This is a genomic window from Neisseria sp. HMSC068C12, from assembly GCF_001814095.1.
Classification (GTDB): Bacteria; Pseudomonadota; Gammaproteobacteria; order Burkholderiales; family Neisseriaceae; genus Neisseria; species Neisseria perflava.
On the sequence record NZ_KV814825.1, the window covers coordinates 338,595 to 363,183 of the forward strand.

The window sequence follows — 24,589 nt, forward strand, 5'->3', positions numbered from 1 at the left end:
AAAAATGTTTGCTTGATGTTTCAGACGGCCTATTGTTTGTTAAACCTTCGCTCCGGCACGGCGGCTCAAAGTCCATTGCATAATGTTTAAAATCAGCAGGATGACAAACGAAATCATCAGCATAAACAGAGCAACGGCAGACGCGCCCTGAGCATCGTATTGCTCCAGTTTGCCGGTAATAATCAAGGGCAGGATTTCAGACACCATCGGAATATTGCCCGCGATGAAAATGACCGAGCCGTATTCGCCGGTAGAGCGGGCAAACATCATGCCTGCACCGGTCAACAAGGCCGGTGTGATTTCAGGCAAGAGAACACGGCGGAACGTAGTCCAACGGCTTGCGCCCAAAGTTGCCGCTGCTTCTTCATACTCGCCCGACAATTCTTCCAATACCGGTTGTACGGCGCGGACGATAAAGGGCAGGCTGACGACAATCAGCGCAATCCAAATACCGATGGGCGTAAAGGCGATTTTGATACCCAAAGGCTCGAAAAAACGGCCTATCCAGCCATTGGGCGCATACAGGGTTGCCAACGCAATGCCTGTTACCGCTGTCGGCAGCGCAAACGGCAAATCGACCAAAGCGTTTACCAACCCTTTGCCCGGAAATTCATAGCGCACCAATACCCAGGCGACCAACGTGCCGAACACGATATTGGTTAACATCGCATAAAACGACATCCGCAAGCTCAGCCAGACGGCCGCCAAGACATTGGGTTCGGTAATCGTGTTCCAAAATCCGCTCCAGCCGATTTCTGCTGCTTTGGCCGCCATCATCGCAAACGGCAAAACCACCAAAAGCGACAGGCATAAAACCGTCAAACCCAAACTGAGCTTGAAACCCGGCAATACAGAAGGCGTTTTGAGTAACAACATAATGGCAACCGTCAGAATTTAATACACGCTTACTTTAACAAGGCAGTCTGAAAACTGGAAAGAATGCTTTGTTTGGTATAAAGACGATTTTGTTATATTGAAGACATGAAAAGGCCGTCTGAAAACCAAATTTCAGACGGCCTTGCTGGTGTGGTAAGGATCAATAGGCAACAGGATCTTGAGATGCAGGCTGGTGTTGCGCCGCGTCATAGTTTTCCTGAGCCGAGCGGACGGCTTTTTCCAAACCCTTGATCCGTTCGAGATAGCGGGCATAGTTGCGTTCATTGCCATAACGCACTTTTTTGCCTTCTTCCAAGTTTTTCTTGGCGGTATCCAAAGCACGCTTGGCTGCGCCGACGTCAGCCGGATTGACCGGGGCGACAGCTTCTTCCGCTTGCTCGGTTTTGCTTGGGGAAATCGGCGTTGCCGGTGTTGAAACAGGCGCAGAAGTATAGACGGACGGTTTGCCGATATTGCTGGCTTTGCAGTTTTTGCCGCCGGCTTGGGTATAGACTTTGCGGCCGGCAGAATCGGTACATTCAAAAATAGGCGCGGCGGAAATTGCAGTTGTCAAAGTGAGTAGTAATGTACTGATCCAAATTTTGTTCATTTTTATTTTTCCTTAAAACCATTTCCACCAAACAAGCAAAGCCGCAATCATGATGATGTTGGCGAAGAGGATGGGCTTCCACTGTCTGGGCGCACGTCGTAATTCAGCGCCAGATCGTGTGCGGCGGATATAGAAAAACGGGCTGAGCAGCATGGAAGCGGCGCATACCAAAATAATCACGGCGTAATAGATTTTGTGCGTTTCCATATTGTTTCTCCGTTTCAGACGGCCTGAAATGCTGCCTACAACGCATTTTTGCGTGAAGCGCTGTCTGTTTTTATCTTGCATAGGCATTGGGCACACTTGCTATGGCCTCAATCCTGAGGTCTTTGCAAAAATATGCTACAATCGCGTCCGATTATAACATTCTATTTATAAAGGTTTTACGAATAATGATTTCTACCAACGGCATCACCATGCAGTTCGGCGCAAAGCCGCTGTTTGAAAACGTATCCGTCAAATTTGGCGAAGGCAACCGTTACGGCTTGATCGGCGCCAACGGCTCAGGCAAGTCCACCTTCATGAAAATCCTCGGCGGCGATTTGGAACAGACTGCCGGCGAAGTAGCGATTGAAAACGGCGTGCGTTTGGGTAAATTGCGCCAAGACCAGTTTGCCTACGAAGACATGCGCGTGCTGGACGTAGTGATGATGGGCCATACCGAAATGTGGGCGGCGATGACCGAGCGTGATGCGATTTACGCCAACCCCGAAGCTACCGAAGACGACTACATGAAAGCCGCCGAACTGGAAGCTAAGTTTGCCGAATACGACGGCTACACTGCCGAAGCACGCGCTGCCGAATTGTTGAGCGGCGTGGGCATTTCCGAAGATTTGCACAATGCGACCATGGCAGAAGTCGCCCCGGGCTTCAAGCTGCGCGTATTGCTGGCGCAAGCCCTGTTCTCCAAGCCAGATGTATTGCTTTTGGACGAACCGACCAATAACTTGGACATTAATACCATCCGCTGGTTGGAAGGCGTGTTGAACCAGTACGACTCCACCATGATTATCATCTCGCACGACCGTCACTTTTTGAACGAAGTCTGCACCCATATGGCGGATTTGGACTACAACACCATCACCATCTATCCGGGCAACTACGACGACTATATGCTTGCTTCCGCCCAATCGCGTGAGCGCGCCCTGAAAGACAACGCCAAAGCCAAAGAGAAACTGCAAGAGCTGCAAGAGTTCGTTGCACGCTTCTCTGCGAACAAATCCAAAGCCCGTCAGGCAACCAGCCGTCTGAAGCAGGCAGACAAAATCAAATCGGAAATGGTCGAAGTCAAACCTTCTACCCGTCAAAACCCGTATATTCGTTTTGAAGCCGACGAAAAAGCCAAATTGCACCGTCAGGCTGTGGAAGTTGAAAAACTGGCCAAACGCTTTGAAACCCAGTTGTTTAAAAACCTGAACTTCATCCTTGAAGCAGGCCAACGCCTTGCCATCATCGGCCCGAACGGCGCGGGTAAATCTACCTTGCTGAAACTCTTGGCAGGTGCGTACAACCCCGAATATTCAGGCGGCCTGCTGCCGGACGAAGGCACCATCAAATGGGCGGAAAAAGCCAGTGTCGGCTACTATCCGCAAGACCATGAAAACGACTTCGACGTCGATATGGACCTGAGCGAATGGATGCGCCAATGGGGTCAGGAAGGCGATGACGAGCAAGTCATCCGCGGCACTTTGGGCCGCTTGCTCTTTGGCAGCAACGATGTTGTGAAAAAAGTGAAGGTTCTCTCCGGTGGCGAAAAAGGCCGTATGCTTTACGGCAAACTGTTGCTGTTGAAACCCAATGTCTTAGTCATGGATGAACCGACCAACCACATGGACATGGAAAGCATCGAATCCTTGAACATGGCACTAGAAAAATACAACGGCACGCTGATTTTTGTATCGCATGACCGTCAGTTTGTATCTTCATTGGCTACCCAAATCATCGAATTGGATGGCAAAGGCGGATATGAACACTACTTGGGCGATTACGAAAGCTATCTGGAGAAAAAAGGTTTGGCTTAAATCTTTATCAACAATCTAATAAGGCATTGAGATGCCGTCTGAAAATTTCTATATTTTCAGACGGCATTTTCTTTTCAAAATTAAACAATAGTATATTGAACTTTTATGCCAAAATTATGACTAATAAAAGCATTTTACAAAAGAATAATTCAATATTACGACATTTTTGAAGGAATATATTAAATGGTAAACATTAAAACAGCAGTACCCAATGCCTCTCAATATGGTGCCAAACTTGGCTATACGACTTATGAGGCAGAACAAAGTGAACTGAAAAACGGCGTTGTTAAAAATGCCTCTTCTTCAGAGGCAGAACGCGCAACTGCCCGTGAAGCAAGCGGTCAGGCATATGTTGATTTGCCTACTAATGCATCTGTGTCATTTATTGCACAAGCAGATGCCAATGCCGTAACCATCCGTTATACCGTTCCTGACGGTGAAAGCGGTAAAGTAGAAGTCAAAGTCAATAATACAGTGATCGGTACTTTGGATTTGTCTTCCAAATCTAACTGGCAATATTTGGATAACTATACATATCATCCGAATGATGATATTAAAGTTCATGATACGCCTGCGGCAGATAGGCTTGCCCGCTTCCAATTTGACGAAGTCAGCCAATTATTTAAAGAGGCCAATATCAAGGTAGGGGATAAGGTTACAATCACTAATATCGACAGCACGCCCGTAGGCATTGACTTGGTTGATTTGGAAAAGGCACCGGACGCCATTAGACAGCCTGAAAACAGTGTCAGCATTACTGATTTCGGCGCAGTCGCCAATGACGGCTCGGATGATTACCAAGCATTCATAGCTGCGATTGAATCTGCAAAAGCGTCTAAAAAATCTGTTTACATTCCTGAAGGTCAATTTGATTTTTCACGACCGATTTCCCTTTATGTTCCTGATGGTATTAAGATTACCGGTGCAGGGCAATGGCACACTAAGTTACATTTTTTGAATACTGAAGCTGCTAAATACGATGATAAGGGTTATGCGAGCGGTGGCGGTGGTATTACTTTTGAACCCGGTAGTAAAGATATAGATTTGGGCAATCTCTCTATGGATTCAAATCTAAATTCAAGACATGATGAGAAAGCCAATTATAAAGGGATATCCGGCACTTTAGGTACTGGCTCTTCTATTCACGATATCAAAATTGAACATTTTGAAGCTGGCGTATGGATTGGGGATTATTCTAAAAACAAACCTTTAAATTACACTGATGGTTTGACTATCTCCAATGCCACTATTCGCAACAACTTTGCAGACGGCGTTAACTTTGCCCAAGGGACCAGCAATTCCACCGTTATCAATTCCAATATCCGCGGCAATGGTGATGATGGCTTAGCAACATGGTCAAGTCATCATGAGAATACCAATGCCCATGTTGCTGAAAATAACCGCTTTTTGAATAATACCGTTGAATTAGGCTGGCGTGCAGCAGGTATTGGTATCTTTGGCGGTAAAGGTCATGAAGTAGCCAATAACCTTATCAAAGATAATGCCAATTGGGGTGGCGTACGCTTAAACACTGTATTCAAAAACAGCCATAATTTTGATTTCAATGATACGGGTATTTCCGTTCACGATAACTTACTGGTAAACAACGGGACTAATGCCGACACATATGGCCGTGTTAAAGGATCTATCGATTTGGAAGAAGGCAGGGATTATGCTACTCCCGAAAAAGATATTTTGGGAGAACTCAACAATATCAAAATTGAAAATAACACTATTGTGAATAATCTTTCCGACCAAGAGATTACCAAAACCCGTAATCCTAAAGAAGGCAATATTCCGGAGCCTGTAAATGAGACTACATTAACCATCGAAAATAATCATAGCCTTTCGGTAGCAGAAAATACTTCTGCAAAAAATGTAGCGGAAATAGATGATCACAGTCTTACCCAAGCTGCGAATCATTTAGGTGCTGATAATATCATCACAATTACAGACAGCAGCCATGCTCTTGTCAGCGGCGGCGATGGCAATGACCGTATCAGAGGCGGTTTGGGCAATGATACGATTAACGGTGATTCAGGTAATGACATTATTTTTGGCTATGATGGAAACGATCGTCTCAATGGCGGTATGGGTAATGATTCTATACATGGAGGTAACGGCAACGATACTTTATGGGGTGAAAGTGGCAATGACCGTTTGAATGGCGGCGATGGCAACGATGTTTTATTTGGCGGACAAGGAACCGATTACTTGGTAGGCGGTAAGGGTGCCGATACTTATGTTTTCAGCCTTGGAGAAGGTAAGGATACGATTACCGATAATGTGGGCGAACATAATGCACTGCAATTTGGCCAAAATATCTCTGTTAATGACCTGCATATTGATGCCATCACTGATGTTCGAGGCAATATCGATTGGAAAATTACCGTTAAGGGATCAGAAGGGGACAGCATTACCATCAATGACCAATTCGTTTCCGGTAACACTAACAATGCCGTGATTGATACCTTCCGTTTCGATGAAGGCACATTGAGCCTGCAAGAGTTGATGGGTAGGTTGTCAGGTAATGACAATATCAGTAATTTGTCAGACGTCAATACGCATACTGACCGCATGAGCTACTCGTCTGTCGATACGGTTGATGTTCACGATGACACAGCATCTACCGCCAACGCTGGAATTATCTAATTAGCTGTCTTTTAGGCTGAATAAAGGCCGTCTGAAATCTGGCAAACAGGTTTCAGACGGCCTTTTTGTGGCTTATTTTGTTATGGTTGATTGTTTAACTGAATAAACCTTTAAACCACAACACAATCGCGTCCCACATACGGCGCAACCAGCTGCCTTCTTCCACGCCGGTTAGGGCGACGACGTCTTTTTCGGCAATGATTTTGCCGTCTTTCATGACTTTCAGTTTGCCCAATACTTGACCTTTTTCAATCGGGGCGAGGACGGGCTGAAGCGTTTCTAAGATTGGTTTGACGTTTTTGCCGGTATCGTGGGGAATGGTAATGTAAACATCGTCCAAGAAACCGATGTCTACGGCTTTGGTGCTGCCTTTGTAAACTTTGACTTGGGAAATCACTTCTCCGCCGTTGTAAAGTTTAGGCGTATCAAATGCCTGCAATGACCAGTTGAGCAGTTTGCTGCTTTCGCTTGCGCGCGCTTCGGTGGATTCGGCACCGGCAAGGATGGAAACAATACGGCGGTTGTTACGTTTGCTGGAAGCAGCAAGATGATAGCCTGCGCCTTCAGAATAGCCGGTTTTCAAACCGTCGATACTGCTGTCGCGATAGAGCAGAAGATTGCGGTTGGGCTGCTCGATATTATTGTATTTGAAAGATTTATTTGCAAACAAAGGATAGTATTTCGGATAGTCGTTGATCAGCGCGGCTGCCAAAATGGCCAAGTCGCCAACGGTTGAAACATGGCCGTTAGAAGAAATGCCGGTCGGGTTGTTGAAGTGGGTGTGCTTCATGCCCAAGCGTTTGGCTTCTTCATTCATTTGTTTGACGAATTCATCGATAGAGCCGTTACCGATGGCTTCTGCAAGGGTGATGGCGGCATCGTTGGCCGATTGGATGGTTGTCCCCTTAATTAAGGAGCTGACGCTGACAGGCACTTTTGGGTCGAGGAACATACGCGAACCTTCGACTTTCCATGCGGCATTGGAAACGGTCAGCATTTGGCTTGCTTCAAGTGTACCGTTTTCTAATGCTTTAAAGGCAAGGTAGGCAGTCATCATTTGCGTCAACGCGGCAGGTTCGATAGGCGCGTCGGCATTGTTGGATGCCAAGGTTTGCTTGCTGTGCAGGTCGGTAACGATGTAGGCGGTTGCCGCGATTTCCGGAGGCGTTGTCGGACTGTTGATGCTGTGCAACAATGGCTGCGGCTGTGCCTCGCCTTGTACGGCAGGTGCGGAGGCAACCGGGTCGGCGGCAAGGGCGTGGGTATTCAGGAGGGCAGCAAAAATTAAGCTAAGTAGCGTTTTTTTCATCATTGTTTGTAAATTTGAATATGGGTGGATACTGTTATCGAGTAAACAGTTTGGCATACTAAATAGATAGTAAGCGGACATTATACCGTTTCATTCAGGCTTTGCTAAGATTTTTCTTGCCTTCAGACGGCCTCAGGGGTATGGTTTTAACTTTTTCCTCAGGCCGATTCGGCCGAATGACAATTTATTTTCGAACACTGAATACCATGAACCATCCTCTTCCTCTTTCCGATTATCTGACCCGTATTTTGACCGCTTCCGTTTATGATGTAGCCGTAGAAACGCCTTTGGATTTGGCACGCAGTCTGTCAGGCCGTCTGAACAATCAGGTTTTGCTCAAACGTGAAGATTTGCAGCCGGTGTTTTCGTTCAAAATCCGCGGTGCGTACAACAAAATGGCGAAGCTGCCGAAAGAAGCTTTGGATTGCGGCGTGATTGCTGCCAGCGCGGGCAACCATGCGCAGGGTGTGGCTTTATCGGCGCAGTATTTGGGTTGCCGCGCCGTCATCGTGATGCCGGAAACAACGCCTAAAATCAAAATTGACGCGGTAAAGAGCCGTGGCGGCGAAGTGGTATTGAAAGGCGTGTCTTACAATGATGCCTATGATTATGCGATGGAGTTGGCCGAAAAGGAAAAGCTGACTTATATTGCGCCTTTTGATGATCCGGATGTGATTGCCGGCCAGGGAACCATCGGCATGGAAATCCTCCGTCAACACCGCAATATCAATGCGATTTTTGTTCCGATTGGTGGAGGCGGCTTGGCAGCAGGCGTAGCGGCGTTTATCAAACAAGTTTGTCCTGAAATTAAAGTGATTGGCGTGCAAACTGATGATTCTTGCTGTATGAAGCAATCGGTTGAGGCAGGGAAAATCGTACATTTGAAAGATGTCGGCCTGTTTTCAGACGGCACGGCGGTTAAAGTGGTGGGCGAGGAAACCTTCCGCCTGTGTAAAGAGCTGTTGGACGAAATTATTACGGTCAATACGGATATGTTGTGCGGCGCGATTAAAGATATTTTTGACGATACGCGTAGCATTACTGAGCCTGCGGGCGCATTGGCTCTTGCCGGCCTGAAGGCTTACGTTGCGAAAAACAATATCCAAGGTCAAAATTTGGTTGCCGTCACCAGTGGCGCCAATATGAACTTCCACCGCTTACGCCACGTTTCGGAGCGCAGTGAGCTGGGCGAGGGCAACGAAGGTATTTTCGCCGTTACCATTCCCGAAGAAAAGGGCAGCTTCCTGAAGTTTATCAATTTGCTGGGAAGCCGGAACATTACTGAGTTCAACTATCGCTACGGCAGCGATAAAAATGCGCATATTTTTGTCGGCTTGCAAACCGCCGGTGCGCAAGACTTGGCCGTCATCAGCAAACAACTGGCTGACGCAGGTTTGCCCAATGTCGATCTGACCAATGACGAAATCGCCAAAATCCATATCCGTTACATGGTCGGCGGACGTACGGAAAAAGTATCCAGCGAACGCTTGGTCAGCTTTGAATTTCCGGAGCGTCCCGGCGCATTGTCCCGCTTCTTGAACCATATGCGCGCCGAATGGAATATTACTTTGTTCCATTATCGCAATCATGGTGCGGACTACGGCCGTATTTTGGTCGGTATCGATGTACCTGAAAGCGACAATGAAGCCTTTGCCGACTTCTTGGAGAGCTTGGGTTATGTTTATAAAGAAGAAACCGATAATCCGGCTTATAAACTTTTCTTGGCTTAATCAGTAAGATAAAAGGCCGTCTGAAAAATTTCAGACGGCCTTGTGTTTTATGTTCGGCTTTATTTTTTACGGAACACCAAGTCCCAAACGCCATGACCCAATCGTTTGCCTCGGGCTTCAAATTTGGTTTCAGGACGATAATCGGGCGTAGGGGCGTAATCGGCAGCCGTGTTTTGCAAAGCGTCGAAACTGCTCAAAACCTCCAGCATTTGCACGGCGTATTCTTCCCAGTCGGTCGCCATATGGACATAGCCGCCGCTTTTGAGTTTGGGCAGCAGCTTTTCAACAAACGGCACTTGTACCAAGCGGCGTTTATTGTGACGTTTTTTGTGCCAAGGGTCAGGGAAGAAAATATGAATGCCGTCTAAAGAACCGTCTTCCAGCATCTTTTCCACTACTTCCACCGCATCATGACGCATTACGCGGATATTGGAAATGTGTTCTTCCTCAATCAGCTTCAAGATATTGCCGACGCCCGGGCCGTGAACATCAATTGCTAAAAAGTCGGTATCGGGCAGACGTTTGGCGATTTCCACTGTCGCGACGCCCATACCGAAACCGATTTCCAAAACTTTAGGATTATCCCGGCCGAATGCGCGGTTCAAATCCAAAGGAGCTTCTTGGAAGTCCACACCAAATTGCGGCCACATTGTATCGATGGCGCGCTGTTGGGCAGCGGTCATATGGCCTTGACGCAAGACGAAACTGCGGATGCTGCGTTTGTGTTCTTCAGGAACGGTATTTTCGGGTGTATTTTCTGGAATGTTTTCGGACATGTTGTTTTAAATCAGTGAGAAATCAAATAAAAAGGCCGTCTGAAAAAATCAGACAACCCTGCATATAAATCGGCGTGATTATAGCGAATAAACGCTTTTCCTGAAACCTTTTAAAAAGAAGGTTTCAGACGGCCTTTTTAAGACAATACCGGTTGCGGTACTTTGTGTTGCACCGCATAAACCGCAGCTTGGACGCGGCTGCTTAGATTCAGCTTGCGCAATAGGTTCTGCACATGCACTTTGACGGTTGACTCAGCCAAGTTTAAATGGCGGGCAATGATTTTATTGCTGTGTCCGGCGGCAAGGTAGCCCAAGATTTCCATTTCGCGCGGGGTCAGCTGCGCCAGCAGGTGGTCGGAGCGTGAAGGAGAAGGGGAAATCAGCGATTGCACCAAGCGGCTGGTCATTTCTGGAGAGAAGACATTGTCGCCATCGACGGCTTTGCGAATGCTTTCCAAGAGGAAGTCGGCGTTGATGTTTTTCAGCAAAAAGCCTTTTGCACCCATACGCATACATTCGGTCAAGTCGTCGCTGTCTTCGGAAACGGTCAGCATGATGACGGTCAGTTGTGGATTGATGCTCAAAATTTGAGCCAGTGCTTCGCGGCCGTTCATGACCGGCATATCCAAGTCCAACAAAACTACGTCAGGCTTAAGCTGTTCGACCATTTTTACGCCGGCCAGGCCGTCTGAAGCTTCGCCGACGACTTCAAAATCGGGCTGGCGGGAGAGCAGGGCTTTGATGCCGCTGCGAAATAGGGTGTGGTCGTCAATAAGGGTAATTTTAATCGTCATGATGCTGTTCTCATTTGTTGCGGCAAAGTTAGCATAACCGCCGTACCTTGCCCAATCTGCGATGTAATGGCCAATTCTGCGTTAATCCGTTGGGCCCGTTCCTGCATAATGCCCAAGCCGACATGTTCGCCTGAAGGCCGGTTTGATAGATGTTCTTTATTAAAGCCTGCGCCGTCGTCCCGAATCGTCATGACAAAATCGCCGTGGTTGGCAATTTCGACGCTGACATGTTGCGCACGCGCGTGTTTCCGGATATTGGACAGGCTTTCCTGCAAGATGAAGATGATTTGCAAGTGTTCATCATAATTTAATGCCTGTCCGTCGTCCTGCCATTTTAAATCAACCGGGATACCAGTTTGCCGTTCAAAACGCGCCAGCAGCGATTCTACCGCTTCGGGAAAATCTTTATTACTGATTTTGGTGCGGAAATTCATCAAAAGTTCGCGGACGTCTTCGTAGCATTCCTGCACGCCGTCTTTGATGAAGCCGATATTTTCTTCGGCCTGCTCGCGTTGGTCTGAAGCAAACGCGCTTTCCAGCATTTGTACCTGCAAATTCAAAAAGGTCAAAGCTTGCGCGATGCTGTCATGCAAACCTTGCGCAATCAAGTTACGCTCCTGTAAAACTGCAAGCAGGCGGCGCTCTTGTTCCATGCGGTTGCTGGCGATGGAAATGCCCAGCTGTCCGCTTAAGGTATGCAGCAGTTTTTCGTCTTGCTCATCAGGCATATGGCCGTCTGAAAAATATAGGGTCAGTACGCCGAGTTGTTCGTCTTGATAAACGATCGGAAATTCTACACGATTTCCTTCTTCGGTTTCACCGACGCTTGCCGCCAAATCAGAACGTTTCCGTTCCTCATCGGAAAGATATACCGTACCGCCCAAAGCGGAAAACGCCGGCAGAATCTGAGCCAAAAATTCTTCTGCGGCCTGTTGCGGCGTAAAGGTTTGGTGCAGGTTGCGCGTAGTCTGGTAGAGCAGGGTCAAGTCACGGTTTTGCCGGGCCAAGTCTTGGGTTTGTTGGGCAACCTGTCCTTCTAAATCCGTATAAAGCGTTTTCAGACGGCGGCTCATTTGGTTGAAGCCCTTGCTGACTTGGGAGAATTCACGAATTTGGTCTGTATCGATTTGTACCCCGAAACGACCTTCGCTGATGGTTTCTACCCCGTCGCGCAATTTTTCCAGCGGCCGGATGATCCACGAATAATGCCAAACAATCATCAAGCCGGCAGCCACTAAAATCATCAACATCATCGCCATTTGAAAACGGCGCAGCCACAAAGTATTTTGCTCGTTGGCGTTTTCCATCGCCTGTAAAAACAGCTCGATATTGCCGGCAAAACGGTATAAGCCGATTTGGGTCGGCCGCTCGTAATGTTGCAAAGAAGGCTTGATGTTGGATTCCCAATCAATTAACAGCATCGATTGGATCAAATCGTAAGCCAGCGGCATTTGTGACGGAATCAGCGGATGAATGGCATCGCTTTGCGTTACATTGGCCAGCGTACGTTCAAATTCTTTGATTTGGTTGTCAATTTGAGCATTGGGCGTACGGACGCTTGCCATATAAGCCAAGCGATACACCTGCATTTTCAAGCTGCCCGCATCTTCAATCGTTTTGGCCGCGCTTTCCAAACGCCAAGAAAGCAGCAGGGTAAAGGCAATCGACAAAAAAGCCGAGCCGACCCATAACACAGTCAGCAGTTTTAAACGCGAGGACAGGCTCAGGCCGTCTGAAGATCCGGAGAATAAACGCATAAAGCACGCAGGAAGACTAATCCGATAATCTTATAAAAATATCATTCTTTCGGCCTATAAACAACCTGTCTAAAATAATTGTATGGTTATGATAAGAAAAAACAGGGGTTTAATGTAAAATCATGTTATGATAAAATTCATCTTAAGTGAATTAAATCACAAAATCAGGTTTTAGACGGCCTGAAGCCTTAAAACTTATTCCATAAATACAACATCTCGAATAACACTTACGCACTCTGCTTTGCAAAGGACTACCAAAATGAAAATTTTTGCACTGATATTGGCCGGCGGGCAGGGAAGCCGGATGGGAGGTGTCGATAAAGGGTTGGTGCAGTGGCACAACAAAGCCTTGATAGATCACGTTATCGAAAAAATCCGCCCGCAAGTCAGCCATATCGCCATCAGTGCCAACCGCAATCTCGAATCCTACGCCCAACGCAGCGCGCACGTTTTCTCCGATGCGCGCCAATGGCAACATTACGGCCCTTTGGCCGCCTTGTGTACCGCCGCCAACGATTTACAAATTGCTACTGCCGATTGGCTGCTCATCGTATCTTGCGATATGCCGCGGATGCCGGAAAATTTGGTGTCCCAATTTGAAACCATCGCGCGGCGCACGCCATTGTGCAATGCGTTTTATGTAGAGACCTCTGCCAGGCCGCATTACAGCGTGATGTTTATCCGACCGCAAATCCTACAAAGCACCGTGCCATACCTTTATTCAGGAATGCGCAGCATCCGAGGTTGGCTGCAGCAACAGCGCGCGAGGGTTGTCCATTTCCCTCATGAGCAGGATTTTATCAGCTACAACACGGAAAATGATTTGGCTCAGCCTTTGTAGTTGGGTAGGTAAGGGGACTAATATTCAGATAGGAATACGTCATTTGATGATGCTTAAAAATCTTTCAATAGGTAATAACTATCTTGTAATTAGTTCCCTTAGAAATTCATCAATCCGTATATTTAAATAAAATATACGTTCTTCGTTAAAATAAACTTTGGCTTTTTCCCTATCGACTGTAGCTTTTAGGTCATTTAGTCTGCCTAAGTCTAAATTTTCGCTGGTATATTTTCTTGCCAACAGTGCACGTAGCAAATCTCCATCTAGCCCTAAACCTTTAATTACTTTTAGCACCTTATCATTGGCATCTTTTTGTTTGTACGTGGTGATGTAATCACTTAATGCTAAATTTGGATCAAGCTTGATATCGCCGGATTGCACATCGTGTAAAAACAACTCAGCAAATTTTTGATCTTCTTTAGAAAGCGTAGCAAAAGAGTGGTGTAGCTCCTCAAGTGCAGCAGCTTCTTCTATGCCGCCGATGGTTTTAAGCCATTTTTCAAAACGGGCATTCATATAATTTTGATCAATTTTATCGGTTTCGATTTCGTTGATGTGCGAACGCAAATCAAATGGCACATCATCGCTACCGCCACCATTGCCTGAACTTTCTTTAAACAAATCTTTATAACGAGCCAGCAGTTTATCGTAGGTCTCTTGATCGAAATTGAGTGTGGCAGTGATCACGCTGTCGTCTTCCTGTACCACATCATAGCTTGATTTTCCCCAAGAAAAGCCCAAGAGCCGAGCAGCTTGTAAGTGCTCATTGAGCTGATTGAATAGTTTGACAAACTTTGCGCATGAGGTTGTATCATCAGGGTTTTTTGAAAAATCTTCTAATCCTGCCCATTTGAAAATATCGGCAATATCGGCAAAGCAGACATTTATTTTGTCGATAACCTTATCTAAATTATCGACAAACAGCCCCATAGGACGGTCGCCCGAATAAAGTTTTACGGCTCGCTCAATATTGCGTTGCATCGTATGCGGCTTGCGGTAATAGCGGATTAAACCAAAAGGCTTATCGGTTTTGTCGCATAAGCGGTTAGTACGGGAAAACGCCTGAATCAAGTTGGCGTAATCCAAAATTTTGTCTAAATAGAGCGTATTGAGCCATTTGCTGTCAAAGCCTGTCAGCATCTGATCGACCACAATCAACAAATCCAGCTGCTCGTCGGGCTTGATTCTCTTATACGCATTGATATGCGACAACCTATCCGACAAATCCGTTTTAAATCGGGAATAAGTGGCGTAGCCGAAATTTGTGTGGAACTGGGCGTTGTAATCTTTCAAAATTTCGGCAATCCATATTTCCTTATCGTTGCCTTGCCCATCGTTAAGAATATTCGGATCGAAAAGGGCGGTCAGTTTCGGCCAGGGATTTTTAGCTTCCTCAGGATCTTTGGCTTCCTCAGAATTTTTGGCTTCCTCAGCAATTCTGATTTTCTCAGCAATTTTGGCTTTAATTAAGCGATAATAATTGACCGCTTCGGGAATAGAGCTGGTGGCAAAAATGGCATGATATTTTTTGCCTTGGCTGAGGCGTCGCCAATTATCCAGCATGTCGTCGATCACTGCATTCACATGTTCCGGCGTTTGATATTGCACATTGGGTATATAATCTTCAATGCCTTTTTGATATTTGCCGTCTGAAGTATATTCTCCCGCCATCGGCACATCATTCATAAATTGATTGTAGATTTTTTTCTTTTGATCATCGGCAAATACTTCGCTTTCATCTATTGCTTTGGCTTCTTGCAAAGCGACAGTTCTGCGTAAATCGCTGTCTTTAAAGGTACGGATATGGAAGGGGTGAAAGCCCAGCACATTTTCATCGCGAATGCCGTCTGCAATCGAATAGCGGTGCAATTCATTGCCGAAAACCGTGGCAGTGGTTGAATTTCTCTTAGCGTTTTCTTCTTCAATCGGCGTGCCGGTAAAGCCGAAGAAAATCGCATTGGGGAAGGTGTGCTTAATGGTGAGCAACATATCGCCAAAAGTAGTACGGTGGGCTTCATCAACGATAAACACCAAACGTTTACCACTGATTTGCTCGATGTCAGCCTCATTTACCCCTTCTTCCGCCTTGATATTACTCATTTTTTGAATGGAGGTAACGATTAAGCGGTCGCGGTCTTGTTTGCTTTTCAGCTTAGCGAGCAAAATGGCGGTGTTTTCCGTTGCCTGCACATCATCTTTACTATCGGCAAAATTCTGATATTCCTCCAGCGATTGCTTGCCCAGCTCAATACGGTCGAGCAAGAAGATCACCTTATCCGCATCTTTACGGCGGCTGATTAACTGCGCCGATTTAAAACTTGACATCGTTTTTCCCGAGCCTGTGGTATGCCAAATATAGCCGCCGCGCTGATTGCCCGAAGTCCAATCTGTCTTTGCCACCGTGTCGGCAATCTTGTTGACCGCATAATACTGATAGCTGCGCAACACTTTCAGCTGCTCGTCTTTCGCATCGGCAATGGTGTAATCGCCGATAAACTGGTGCGCCATCGGAATCGAGAGGAAATGCGTCGCTACCTTATCCCAATCGTTCATATACACATTATTGAAATCCGCCCAACGGAAATAAAACGCCGGATTTAATGGACCGCCGGTATTGGCAAAATAGCGGCATTCTTCCGGCGTCATCGCCACAAACACCTGCACCAGGCTAAAAATACCCGAAAACGCGCCCGCCTTATGGTATCGCTCAATTTGATTGGTCGCTTGGCTGATGGGCACGCCTGAGCGTTTCAACTCAATATGAAACATCGGCATACCGTTGATTAACAACATCAAATCGCCGCGCTGCTTAGGGTATAAATCCGAACGAGGAGTAAATTGGGGCTGTTGGGCAATTTGATAGCGGCTTTTGCCGGCAGAAATTTCCTCACGGTCGAAAATATCCAGCGACACTTCCTTGCCGAAATGACGGCTTTCCTCATTTTCACGCTTGATGGCCACCGTTTTGCCGTTGATAAAGCCGTTTAGCGCATAAGGCGTTTTCAATGCCTGTACCTGTTCCAAAATCTGGTTCATTTCCGTGCGAAGCAACGGCACATCGAGCTTGTCGATATGTTGGTTGGTTTTATTCAAATGAGCCTGCCAGTTGGCAATCAACTCTTCTTCAGTGGGGTGGCGCAACACTTTCTTTTCCCAGCTTTTGGTGGCCAGCAAGGCTATCAGTGCTTTTTCAAAATCAGCTTCTTTATTAAACATTCTTTTTCTCCGTAAGGGCGCTACTACAATTTTTCAGACGGCCTCAATCATGGGCAGGAACGCCAGCCTATACCAACATCGCCGCCAACAGCCCTTTTTTGAGTTGGTTTAATTTTTCGACTTCTGCCGTCTGTAAGGCAATGGTTTCGTCCAGTTGGCGGAAGAAGTTGCCGATGGCGGTTTGTTCCGTGTACGACGGCATTAAGAAATTATATTCATCAGAAAAATCTTTAATTACGTGCGGAATATTTGGCGTTCTATATTGGCTAAAAATAACCTCTGCATTACGCACCAATTCTTGATATAAAAACATTGATGAACAATCTGCATTAGTACGATAAGATTTTAATGTTGATCCTAAAACCCCATTAAATCCGGTATAAACTTTTCCTGCATTTGAGCCATCCCAAATAATTAAAATATCATTCACATCTACATCAGACACTGCATCAGTCAAGATTTTCACACCCCCATTAAGAAATTCAGCATCTAAATAAGGTACATTTCCTGCTTGTAATTTTTGATACTGAGCTTTTCCTTTTCGCTCAATCTCTAATACATCTCTCAAGCTTCTTGTCTTCCACTCCCCCTCAAACCCTTTAAAGCGGATTTTCGGTATTTTTTCACCGTTTGCGGGGAACATTTTTGCCAGCATTGCCTTTTTAAGCTGACGGCTTTTTTCCAACACTGCACGGCTCTCGGCGATTTGGCTGTCTAAGCGACGGAAAAACAAACCGAGATGGGTTTGTTCGGGAAGAGACGGTAAAGTGATTTCCCTGCTTTTCCAGTCTTCAACATTGAAAACCATTTTTTCAATATCTACACCGTAAGAGCTTAATAAAAACTTGAGGTACATACTTGGCGTTCGAGAAACAAGCGTAAGAAATTCTGTTCTTACATCGTTATTACTGACAACAACCAAATATTCATTCGATACAATTGCATTATCTAACTCAGAAGGAACAATGCCATTGGCACCATGAATAATCTGACGCTTGGAAATTAAATAATCGTTCGTTTTTAATTGGCTATAATTTTTAACTAAAATATCTTTCCCCAATAAATATCCACGAGAAACGACACCTTCGTTGCGGCGTTTTACGGTAACAAGCTGGTATTTTTCGCTATCTTCTAAATAAATAGAACGGCGTACTTCACTCAATATCTCGCCGATTTTTTTCTCTTCCCACGCCCCTGAAAACCCTTTAAACCGCAAACGTGGCTCTTGTTGCTTATTCATTTTTCCCCCTTAGCCTTTCAAAATCTCCTGCCATGCGGCAATGCCCTGCAAATCAAACTCGCTGCCGGTGAGTTCGTCCATCATTTGCGCCAGTGCGGCGGCGCTTTCCTGTTTACGCTCGCTGATGTGCTGATAGGTGTCGGCATATTTGTCGCAAAGTGCGGTCAGTTTTTGGCTGAATTGCGCCAGCATGTTTTCAGGCAGCCTGCACATCGCCTCATTAAGCGGAACAAACCATTTTTGGCGGAGCAAATCGAGGGCCTCGGCATCATCCAGGGCTTCAATGGTGGCTTTGGTTTTGCTGTGGAGGTTCGCTGAGTCGGTTTTAATCTGGGCTTTTATTTCTTTTTCTTCCTCCAATAATGCTTGAACTGTTAATAGTTTGTTCTCTAAGCTATCTTCGTCAAATTCATAACCGCTACGCAAAGATTTTAAATATGCATTCACTTTCGCTTTTGCATAAGTGCCATCTTTTGAAGCTTCAATATTTTCCCAATTTACAACCGTATTTTCTTGAATAAACACTAATTTTTCAGCTTTTTTAGCCTTGTTTGACAATAATTCTAGGTAATTTTCCAATGCGATTGTTTCTTCTGTTGTAACGCTTGCATAAATTACTTTGAAATAAGCAGCAATTTCTTTAGCAATAAATGCATCATTATCGTCATTGACATAAGGTCCACTTTTTTCTTCTTCGCTCAAATCATCTAAAATACTCTGTAGTTCGGCGGTGATTTCCTCTAAGCGATTTTCTTTGGCTTTCAGGTTTGTCAATTCCTGCGGTAATTTGACGGCTTGCACCAATTCAAATGGCAGAATATGCCCTACCCAGCCGTCTTGTACTTCGGCTTCTTTTTTGGTTTTGCTGTCTTTTTTCAACACCATAAATGGATCAACCTGCTTAATTGCTTGTTTGCCTTCGGTTTGAATCATCTCCAAATCGGCGGCAATGCCTGCCACATCGGCGCGCCATAGGTCATCGAGTTTTTGATAGGCGGTATAAAAATCCAATAAGGGCATTGCCTGCACTTTTTCCCGAATGAGTTCGGCGAGTTGCTGCTGGGTTTGGGAGATGTTGAGCGTTTCCATCGGCTCAATCAGCAGGGTTCCCAAGCTGGCAGTGAAATCGGCAAAGTTTTCTGCAAATTGCGCTTGGTAATGCAGCACGCTGGCGTGGCTTTGCATGGCGGCTTTGAGATTGTCGGTTTTCGGCTGCACATAAGGTGTGCCGTTATCGGTAAACAAGGCCGTCTGTAAACCGTCAAAGGCTGCCCAATAGTCTGCAAATTGTGCCAGCTCGGCTTTGGGAATGCCGCCGTGTATGGTGGCGAAGATATCCCATTGCTCCGCCGGCTCCGCAGAATCGACGTAGCGCGGAATATTGAGGTTGTAGCCGTTTGCCACAATTTCGGCTTTCGGCACAATGCGGGAGAATTTAGGTAATTCCCGACGATGGGTCACGCAATCGACAATGCGCTTGATGTCGCTTGCTTGCAAATGGTTGTTTTTTCCTACTTTGATGAAATGCTTGGAGGCGTCAATCATCAATACGTCGTTACGTTCGCGCTCTTGGCGTAAAACGATAATGATGGTGGGAATGCCAGTGCCGAAAAAGATATTGGCAGGCAGACCGATAATGGCATCAATATGATTGTATTCAATCAGATTTTTTCGGATTTTCTCTTCTTCTCCGCCCCTAAAAAGCACGCCATGCGGCAAGACGATGGTCATGATGCCGTCGGGCTTTAAATGGAAGAGGTCGTGCAATAGAAAGGCAAAATCGGCTTTTGCCTGCGGGGCGACGCCAAAACGTTTGTAGCGGATGTCGCCTTCTTTGTCTTTGGGATTCCACGGCTGGGAATAGGGTGGATTGGACACTACGGCATCCAGATACAGCGGTTCGCCTTCCAGCGGCCAGTCGTCTTCTAATGTATCGGCATTGCGGGTGAAAATATTGCTCGGCAAAATGCCGCGCATGACCAAATTCATGCGCGTGAGGTTGTAAGTGTTTTCTTTTAATTCTTGGGCGTAATATTTGATGCTGTCGGCGCTTTTGAGATGTTTGGCAACGCTATGGCCGATGTTGATCAGCAATGAACCTGAGCCGCTGGTCGGGTCGTAAATGCTGATTTCTTCACGATCTTTGAGATGGTCGGCAATGATTTCAGACATCAGCAAAGATACTTCGTGCGGCGTATAAAATTCGCCCGCTTTTTTGCCTGCGTTGGCAGCAAACATACTAATCAGGTATTCATAAATAAAGCCCAATACGTCATAGCCCTGTTTACCGTCCATCGGAATATCGGCAATTAGTACAAAAAGGTCTTTCACTGCATTGGTTTGGTTGGTGGCGCCATCGCCCAATTTGCTCAAACCGGATTCTAAGGTCTTGAAAATACCGTCAAAAACAGTGGTGTAATTGTCGGCAATATTGCGACTGAAAGCGCTCATTGCCGTACGAACGTGGGCAATATTGAAATCCGAGCCTTGGGCTAACCAAGTTGAGAATAGGTGTTCGTAGCTGATGAAATAACCGAGGTTTCTTTTGATATGGTTGACAAGCACCCCGTTAGATTCGGTAAGCTCATCGGCAAAATTTGATTTTTCTAAGCCTTGTTCAAGGGCAAATTTCTCCAGTTTGTCGGACAAAAATTTGTAGAAAATAAAGCCTAAGATGTAGTCTTTGTATTCGTTCGCTTCAATTTTGGAACGCATTTTATTCGCAGATTGCCAAATTTTGGCTGCAAGTTGTTGTTTATTCATTTTTTTCTCTTATTGGTTTTTGATTTTATACATATTGCGGTATTTATGATTGCTAGGTGCAGACTTAGCTATGATAAACCATCAACACGGTGTTTACATAATTTACATCGTAGAGGGAGTATGATTCATCGATGCAATGAAAAATGGTAGGAAAGCTCACATTACACAAAGGCCGTCTGAAACTCAACTTTCAGACGGCATCTTGTATCCATATAAGAGCCGCTATCTCTATTGGCGAGGATGAGATTGAGCTTGTAATCTTTGAATATATCAGACGGTTTTAAAACTCAATTAAATAATGTTCGGATTTAGCACCAAATCATATTCGCCAAACTTTGGAAATAGAATTACCTTATCTTTTTGGGGATATAATTCTGTTTTTTCATATCGCTCATTATTAATAAAATCTTCTTTCAAGATATAGCAGTCATCCGTATTTTCATTGAAGAAATAAGTATATCCTTCTGCTAAGTCATGAGATTCCAAAGTTATATAATCTCTCCATACAGCCATAGAAAGAAAATAATATTGCGAATTAGAATATTTTTGAAATTGATGGGTTAAATAATCCCTTCCAAATTTATCGAAAAAATTTACTGAAAAAAACCTACTTCCTCTCGTAAAGTAATTACATATTCAGGTTGTTTCACCGAACCTATTACGGTAGTATATAACTTCCCTTTAATATGTTTTTCCTCAGCTTGTTTCTCAGAAAAAGGCTTATGAAGTTCCTTATAACCATAAGACCACTGCTCACAATAAAAAATATCTTTCTTCATTTGTAAATCCTTCCTATTGTATCCCTAATGCTAACATTTTCTTCTAATGATTAAGATAGAACAAGCGTTTGGATTTTGAAGACGATTTATAAAAACTCTTTGAAATCTCTCTACTCTTTGAAAAAGGAAAAAGGCCGTCTGAAAAGTACAGGCTGCTTTTTGGGTTTTCAGACGACCTCAAAAGTAGCCTGCACTCAGGTATCTTGGATTGACTAACGCGAGCTATCTGCCAAATACTTTCCGCCAGGCATTTGGATTGATTTTAAATTTGGCTTTGAACTGCAAACGTAGGTTTGCCGCGCTGCCGAAGCCGCTTTGTTCGGCGATGCGTTCTATCGGCAAATCCGTATTTTCCAATAAATCCTGCACCTGCCATAGCCGCTCTGTTGTGAGCCACTCACCGAAATTCATACCTGTGGCTTGAGAAAAATGGCGGATAAAGGTTCGGCGGGAAACAGCTAATTTTTTTGCCAAATCGTCCAAGCGGTATGGGGTGGCAAGGTTTTGGCGCAGTTCGTCCAATAAGTGATTGATTTTGTCATCGGCTGTACGACGTTCGACAGGTCGGTGGATAAACTGTGCCTGCCCGCCTTCGCGGTGTGGTGCCGCAACCAAGGTACGGGCAAGGTCGTTGGCAACGGTTGCACCATGGATTTTACGGATGAGGTAAAGGCAGCAATCCAGCCCGCCCGCCGCACCTGCCGATGTTAAAAAGTTGCCGTCTTCCGCATATAGGCGGTTGGTATCCAGATGAATTTTAGGGAAACGGCGGACAAAGTCGTCTTCGGCAAGCCAGTGGGTGGCGGCGGTTCTGCCGTCTAAAAGTCCTGTGTAGGCAAGGGCGTAAGTGCCGTAACATAGTGCGGTGATATGCGCGCCACGTTGTACTGCTTTCTGTAAATGTGCGCTTAACTCGGGTGTCGGGGCTTCTTCAATATTGCGCCAGCCTGCGATGACGATGATGTCGGCTTCTTCCGTCAAATCCAATCCGCCGTGTACGGGAATACTTGCACCCAGTGCCGTGATAACGTCTTTGCTATCATCGGAACAGATTTTCAGGTCAAAGAGCGGATTGTCCCGATAGGTCGTCTGAAAAACAGAAAAGGGAATGTTGAAGACAAAATCATTCATGCCCGATTGAGCATATAGCACGATTTTTGGGACAGTTTGATTTTGGCGAAACTCGTTACGCTCGTTTTCAGACGACATTTTGGCACTATCCTTGCGTTTGTTGGCAATATTGCCTATTTTAGCCGATACACCTGCTGTTTAAAATACGCTACATGATTTTTTAAGGAGCAACATCATGAAATTCAAGCAATTTATTCTTGCCACTGTTTTGGGCGCGACAGCCTTTTCCGCTTGGGCAGACGATTCATACCAACATATCCGTAACGCTACCGCCAAAGTCGAATATGCGGGGCAGACGTTTTTGATTGACCCATTTTTCGCCCCCAAGCATTCCATGAACGGCTTTGCCGGTACGTTCAATAACCAAGCCAAAATGCCGCTGGTCGGGCTTCCGATGAGCGTGAATAAAATTTTGGACGGTGTGGATGCAGTTGTCGTTACCCATACTCACGAAGACCATTGGGACGAAACCGCCGCACGTTCCATTCCGAAAAACCTGCCCGTATATGTGCAGCACCAAGCCGACGCGGCAAAAATCCGCAGCCAAGGCTTTACTGATGTACGCGTGTTGAACGGCAGCACTGTATTCAACGGTGTAACCATCAGCAAAACCGGCGGCGTACATGGTACAGAAGCCATGTATGCCAACCCTCAGCTAGCCGAAATCTTAGGCGATGCAATGGGTGTGGTATTTCAAAGCAGCGGACACAAAACCGCTTATATTATGGGTGATACTGTGTGGACGGCAGATGTAAACAAAGCATTGAACCGCTACAAACCCGATTATCTGATTATGAACACGGGCTACGCGCTGATTTCAGGCATTTCAGACGGCATTATTATGGGGACGGCTGATGTATTAAAAGCCAGCCAAGTCATGCCTAAAGCCAAAATCATCACCGTACACATGGATACCGTGAATCATACCGCCGTCAGCCGCACCGATATGCGTAAATTTATACGCGGTCAAGGCATTGAAAGCCGTGTGAACGTTCCGGAAGACGGAGAAATCCTGAAACTGGATTGATAAACGGCTCATTATCCTAAAGCAGCCTGTACCTTGTTTTTCAAAGTGCAGGCTGCTTTATTTTTTCGCGGCTTTTGTTAAACCGTCTAACCATGCTTGATGGCCGTTTACCATTGGATTTGGCACAGTTACTGCCAAGCCTTTGGCGAGTTTGCCGATTTGGCTTTCTTCGGTTAATACACGCACGCGGTTGTTAGGCAGGCTTTCTAAAATCCAAGCGCCGAAAATTAAAGTGGTGGTGCTGGCGATTAACGAAAGCATCGTACAAAATCAGCTTGAACAGCAGTAAATTGACTTTGCGGTGGTTACACTAGACTTCCAAGCACCGGATATTCATGCAAAAAATCTGTATGATGAACGCTATATTTGTGCCGTTCGCCACGATCACCCAATAGCCCAACAAACAGAACTTACCCTTGAGCAATTTTGCCAGTTAGAACAAGCCTTGATTTCCTATCATGGCGGTAACTTCAGCGGTGTTATTGACCAAGCCCTGAAAGCGATGGGGCTACAAAGAAATGTCAGTCTATCGGTACAAAACTTTATTGTTTTGCCTGAATTACTAGAACAAAGCGATTTATTGGTAGTCCTGACTGAACGTTTAATTAGCAACTTGCCCAATCTCAAACGCTTTGAGCCCCCCCTTGAAATTCAAGGTTTTACCAAAACATTGATTTGGCACGAACGGACACATAAAGATCCTGCGTATCGCTGGGTTAGAGAGCTGATTGAAAAGGCTTATTTGGTTGAAGGAAGATAATGAATGCTAATGATAGGTATGATAAATTTCCCTTTATGGTCTGTAAAAGCGTGCAAGCCAATGTACTTTTAAAAGATGCAGTAAAAAGGCATAATTGAAGCTCTCATTTTTCAGAATTATTTGTTGTAGGAGCAAAAGATGAATATTTTATTACTAGACGGTGGTAAAAATTTCGGACATTCGCATGGTGAGTTAAACCACACGCTTCATAAAAAAGCGAAAGAAGTTTTGACCGTACTTGGACACAATATACAAGAAACCGTGATTGATGCCGGCTATGATGTTGAAGCAGAAATCGAAAAATTCT

At 45.5% G+C, this 24,589-nt stretch carries 18 protein-coding genes and 2 pseudogenes; 7 read left to right on the top strand and 13 right to left on the bottom strand.

Going from position 1 to position 24,589, the window contains the following annotated elements; all coding sequences use genetic code 11:
• Positions 1-39: 39 nt before the first annotated feature.
• The 3 genes from cysT to HMPREF2952_RS09465 form a co-directional block, all read right to left on the bottom strand.
• The gene (gene cysT / locus HMPREF2952_RS09455; protein ID WP_003683475.1) at positions 40-876 is read right to left on the bottom strand and encodes a sulfate ABC transporter permease subunit CysT; all 837 of its coding nucleotides are present in this window, start codon (positions 874-876) and stop codon (positions 40-42) included.
• A 160-nt stretch (positions 877-1,036) separates the two neighbouring features.
• Complete coding sequence (locus HMPREF2952_RS09460) at positions 1,037-1,486, bottom strand: DUF4124 domain-containing protein (RefSeq protein ID WP_049336110.1); 450 nt, start codon at positions 1,484-1,486, stop codon at positions 1,037-1,039.
• A 12-nt stretch (positions 1,487-1,498) separates the two neighbouring features.
• Positions 1,499-1,693: a hypothetical protein gene (locus HMPREF2952_RS09465; protein ID WP_049336152.1), complete on the bottom strand. Its 195-nt coding sequence runs from the start codon at positions 1,691-1,693 to the stop codon at positions 1,499-1,501.
• A 185-nt stretch (positions 1,694-1,878) separates the two neighbouring features.
• Here HMPREF2952_RS09465 and HMPREF2952_RS09470 point away from each other — a divergent pair, with 185 nt between their 5' ends.
• Both HMPREF2952_RS09470 and HMPREF2952_RS09475 read left to right on the top strand, forming a co-directional pair.
• Positions 1,879-3,507: an ABC-F family ATPase gene (locus HMPREF2952_RS09470; RefSeq protein ID WP_049336108.1), complete on the top strand. Its 1,629-nt coding sequence runs from the start codon at positions 1,879-1,881 to the stop codon at positions 3,505-3,507.
• 183 nt (positions 3,508-3,690) lie between these two features.
• Entirely contained in the window at positions 3,691-6,159 is a 2,469-nt protein-coding gene (locus HMPREF2952_RS09475; protein WP_070695600.1) for a calcium-binding protein, read from the top strand.
• A gap of 94 nt (positions 6,160-6,253) precedes the next feature.
• Here the strand turns inward: HMPREF2952_RS09475 and HMPREF2952_RS09480 are convergent, their stop codons facing one another.
• Complete coding sequence (locus HMPREF2952_RS09480; RefSeq protein ID WP_004520574.1) at positions 6,254-7,471, bottom strand: D-alanyl-D-alanine carboxypeptidase family protein; 1,218 nt, start codon at positions 7,469-7,471, stop codon at positions 6,254-6,256.
• Between the two features lie 203 nt (positions 7,472-7,674).
• On the opposite strand from HMPREF2952_RS09480, the gene ilvA reads away from it, so the two are divergent.
• Positions 7,675-9,198: a threonine ammonia-lyase, biosynthetic gene (gene ilvA / locus HMPREF2952_RS09485; protein ID WP_004520573.1), complete on the top strand. Its 1,524-nt coding sequence runs from the start codon at positions 7,675-7,677 to the stop codon at positions 9,196-9,198.
• Positions 9,199-9,257: 59 nt separating this feature from the next.
• On the opposite strand, the gene trmB is transcribed toward ilvA, so the two are convergent.
• From trmB to HMPREF2952_RS09500, 3 genes are all read right to left on the bottom strand, one after another.
• Positions 9,258-9,974 (bottom strand): tRNA (guanosine(46)-N7)-methyltransferase TrmB, encoded by a 717-nt coding sequence (gene trmB, locus HMPREF2952_RS09490; RefSeq protein WP_039862398.1) that lies wholly within the window; start codon positions 9,972-9,974, stop codon positions 9,258-9,260.
• A 137-nt stretch (positions 9,975-10,111) separates the two neighbouring features.
• Positions 10,112-10,768 carry a response regulator gene (locus HMPREF2952_RS09495; RefSeq protein ID WP_004520571.1) on the bottom strand — a complete coding sequence of 219 codons (657 nt, stop codon included), beginning with the start codon at positions 10,766-10,768 and terminating at the stop codon, positions 10,112-10,114.
• On the bottom strand, positions 10,765-12,525 hold the full coding sequence (locus tag HMPREF2952_RS09500; protein ID WP_004520570.1) for a histidine kinase: 1,761 nt from the start codon (positions 12,523-12,525) through the stop codon (positions 10,765-10,767). The genes HMPREF2952_RS09495 and HMPREF2952_RS09500 overlap by 4 nt, the downstream gene beginning before the upstream one ends.
• 259 nt (positions 12,526-12,784) lie before the next feature.
• Between HMPREF2952_RS09500 and mobA the strand changes: the two genes are divergently transcribed.
• Positions 12,785-13,366: a molybdenum cofactor guanylyltransferase MobA gene (gene mobA / locus HMPREF2952_RS09505; protein ID WP_004520569.1), complete on the top strand. Its 582-nt coding sequence runs from the start codon at positions 12,785-12,787 to the stop codon at positions 13,364-13,366.
• A 78-nt stretch (positions 13,367-13,444) separates the two neighbouring features.
• Here the strand turns inward: mobA and HMPREF2952_RS09510 are convergent, their stop codons facing one another.
• From HMPREF2952_RS09510 to HMPREF2952_RS09535, 5 genes and pseudogenes are all read right to left on the bottom strand, one after another.
• Positions 13,445-16,582 carry a type I restriction endonuclease subunit R gene (locus HMPREF2952_RS09510; protein WP_070695601.1) on the bottom strand — a complete coding sequence of 1,046 codons (3,138 nt, stop codon included), beginning with the start codon at positions 16,580-16,582 and terminating at the stop codon, positions 13,445-13,447.
• A gap of 67 nt (positions 16,583-16,649) precedes the next feature.
• Positions 16,650-17,822 carry a restriction endonuclease subunit S gene (locus tag HMPREF2952_RS09515; protein ID WP_070695602.1) on the bottom strand — a complete coding sequence of 391 codons (1,173 nt, stop codon included), beginning with the start codon at positions 17,820-17,822 and terminating at the stop codon, positions 16,650-16,652.
• Between the two features lie 9 nt (positions 17,823-17,831).
• Positions 17,832-20,585 carry a type I restriction-modification system subunit M gene (locus HMPREF2952_RS09520; RefSeq protein ID WP_070587652.1) on the bottom strand — a complete coding sequence of 918 codons (2,754 nt, stop codon included), beginning with the start codon at positions 20,583-20,585 and terminating at the stop codon, positions 17,832-17,834.
• Positions 20,586-20,876: 291 nt separating this feature from the next.
• Positions 20,877-21,364, bottom strand: a pseudogene (locus HMPREF2952_RS11545) (hypothetical protein).
• 222 nt (positions 21,365-21,586) lie between these two features.
• On the bottom strand, positions 21,587-22,573 hold the full coding sequence (locus HMPREF2952_RS09535) for a GlxA family transcriptional regulator (protein ID WP_004520561.1): 987 nt from the start codon (positions 22,571-22,573) through the stop codon (positions 21,587-21,589).
• A gap of 97 nt (positions 22,574-22,670) precedes the next feature.
• Between HMPREF2952_RS09535 and HMPREF2952_RS09540 the strand changes: the two genes are divergently transcribed.
• The gene (locus HMPREF2952_RS09540) at positions 22,671-23,522 is read left to right on the top strand and encodes an MBL fold metallo-hydrolase (RefSeq protein WP_004520560.1); all 852 of its coding nucleotides are present in this window, start codon (positions 22,671-22,673) and stop codon (positions 23,520-23,522) included.
• A gap of 57 nt (positions 23,523-23,579) precedes the next feature.
• Here HMPREF2952_RS09540 and HMPREF2952_RS09545 read toward each other — a convergent pair whose 3' ends face one another.
• Positions 23,580-23,783 carry an SRPBCC family protein gene (locus HMPREF2952_RS09545; protein WP_004520559.1) on the bottom strand — a complete coding sequence of 68 codons (204 nt, stop codon included), beginning with the start codon at positions 23,781-23,783 and terminating at the stop codon, positions 23,580-23,582.
• Between the two features lie 40 nt (positions 23,784-23,823).
• On the opposite strand from HMPREF2952_RS09545, the gene HMPREF2952_RS09550 reads away from it, so the two are divergent.
• Entirely contained in the window at positions 23,824-24,282 is a 459-nt protein-coding gene (locus tag HMPREF2952_RS09550) for a LysR substrate-binding domain-containing protein (protein ID WP_004520558.1), read from the top strand.
• A gap of 138 nt (positions 24,283-24,420) precedes the next feature.
• Positions 24,421-24,589, top strand: a pseudogene (locus HMPREF2952_RS09555) (NADPH quinone reductase MdaB); the annotation flags it as partial.

Excerpts from the sequence above, each read along its gene's own strand:
- HMPREF2952_RS09470 (WP_049336108.1), top strand. The coding sequence starts at position 1,879 with ATGATTTCTACCAACGGCATCACCATGCAGTTCGGCGCAAAGCCGCTG.
- HMPREF2952_RS09515 (WP_070695602.1), bottom strand. The coding sequence starts at position 17,822 with ATGAATAAGCAACAAGAGCCACGTTTGCGGTTTAAAGGGTTTTCAGGG.
- HMPREF2952_RS09545 (WP_004520559.1), bottom strand. The coding sequence starts at position 23,783 with ATGCTTTCGTTAATCGCCAGCACCACCACTTTAATTTTCGGCGCTTGG.
- cysT (WP_003683475.1), bottom strand. The coding sequence starts at position 876 with ATGTTGTTACTCAAAACGCCTTCTGTATTGCCGGGTTTCAAGCTCAGT.
- ilvA (WP_004520573.1), top strand. The coding sequence starts at position 7,675 with ATGAACCATCCTCTTCCTCTTTCCGATTATCTGACCCGTATTTTGACC.
- HMPREF2952_RS09465 (WP_049336152.1), bottom strand. The coding sequence starts at position 1,693 with ATGGAAACGCACAAAATCTATTACGCCGTGATTATTTTGGTATGCGCC.
- HMPREF2952_RS09535 (WP_004520561.1), bottom strand. The coding sequence starts at position 22,573 with ATGTCGTCTGAAAACGAGCGTAACGAGTTTCGCCAAAATCAAACTGTC.
- HMPREF2952_RS09480 (WP_004520574.1), bottom strand. The coding sequence starts at position 7,471 with ATGATGAAAAAAACGCTACTTAGCTTAATTTTTGCTGCCCTCCTGAAT.
- HMPREF2952_RS09540 (WP_004520560.1), top strand. The coding sequence starts at position 22,671 with ATGAAATTCAAGCAATTTATTCTTGCCACTGTTTTGGGCGCGACAGCC.
- HMPREF2952_RS09475 (WP_070695600.1), top strand. The coding sequence starts at position 3,691 with ATGGTAAACATTAAAACAGCAGTACCCAATGCCTCTCAATATGGTGCC.
- HMPREF2952_RS09495 (WP_004520571.1), bottom strand. The coding sequence starts at position 10,768 with ATGACGATTAAAATTACCCTTATTGACGACCACACCCTATTTCGCAGC.
- mobA (WP_004520569.1), top strand. The coding sequence starts at position 12,785 with ATGAAAATTTTTGCACTGATATTGGCCGGCGGGCAGGGAAGCCGGATG.
- HMPREF2952_RS09520 (WP_070587652.1), bottom strand. The coding sequence starts at position 20,585 with ATGAATAAACAACAACTTGCAGCCAAAATTTGGCAATCTGCGAATAAA.
- HMPREF2952_RS09510 (WP_070695601.1), bottom strand. The coding sequence starts at position 16,582 with ATGTTTAATAAAGAAGCTGATTTTGAAAAAGCACTGATAGCCTTGCTG.
- HMPREF2952_RS09460 (WP_049336110.1), bottom strand. The coding sequence starts at position 1,486 with ATGAACAAAATTTGGATCAGTACATTACTACTCACTTTGACAACTGCA.
- HMPREF2952_RS09500 (WP_004520570.1), bottom strand. The coding sequence starts at position 12,525 with ATGCGTTTATTCTCCGGATCTTCAGACGGCCTGAGCCTGTCCTCGCGT.
- trmB (WP_039862398.1), bottom strand. The coding sequence starts at position 9,974 with ATGTCCGAAAACATTCCAGAAAATACACCCGAAAATACCGTTCCTGAA.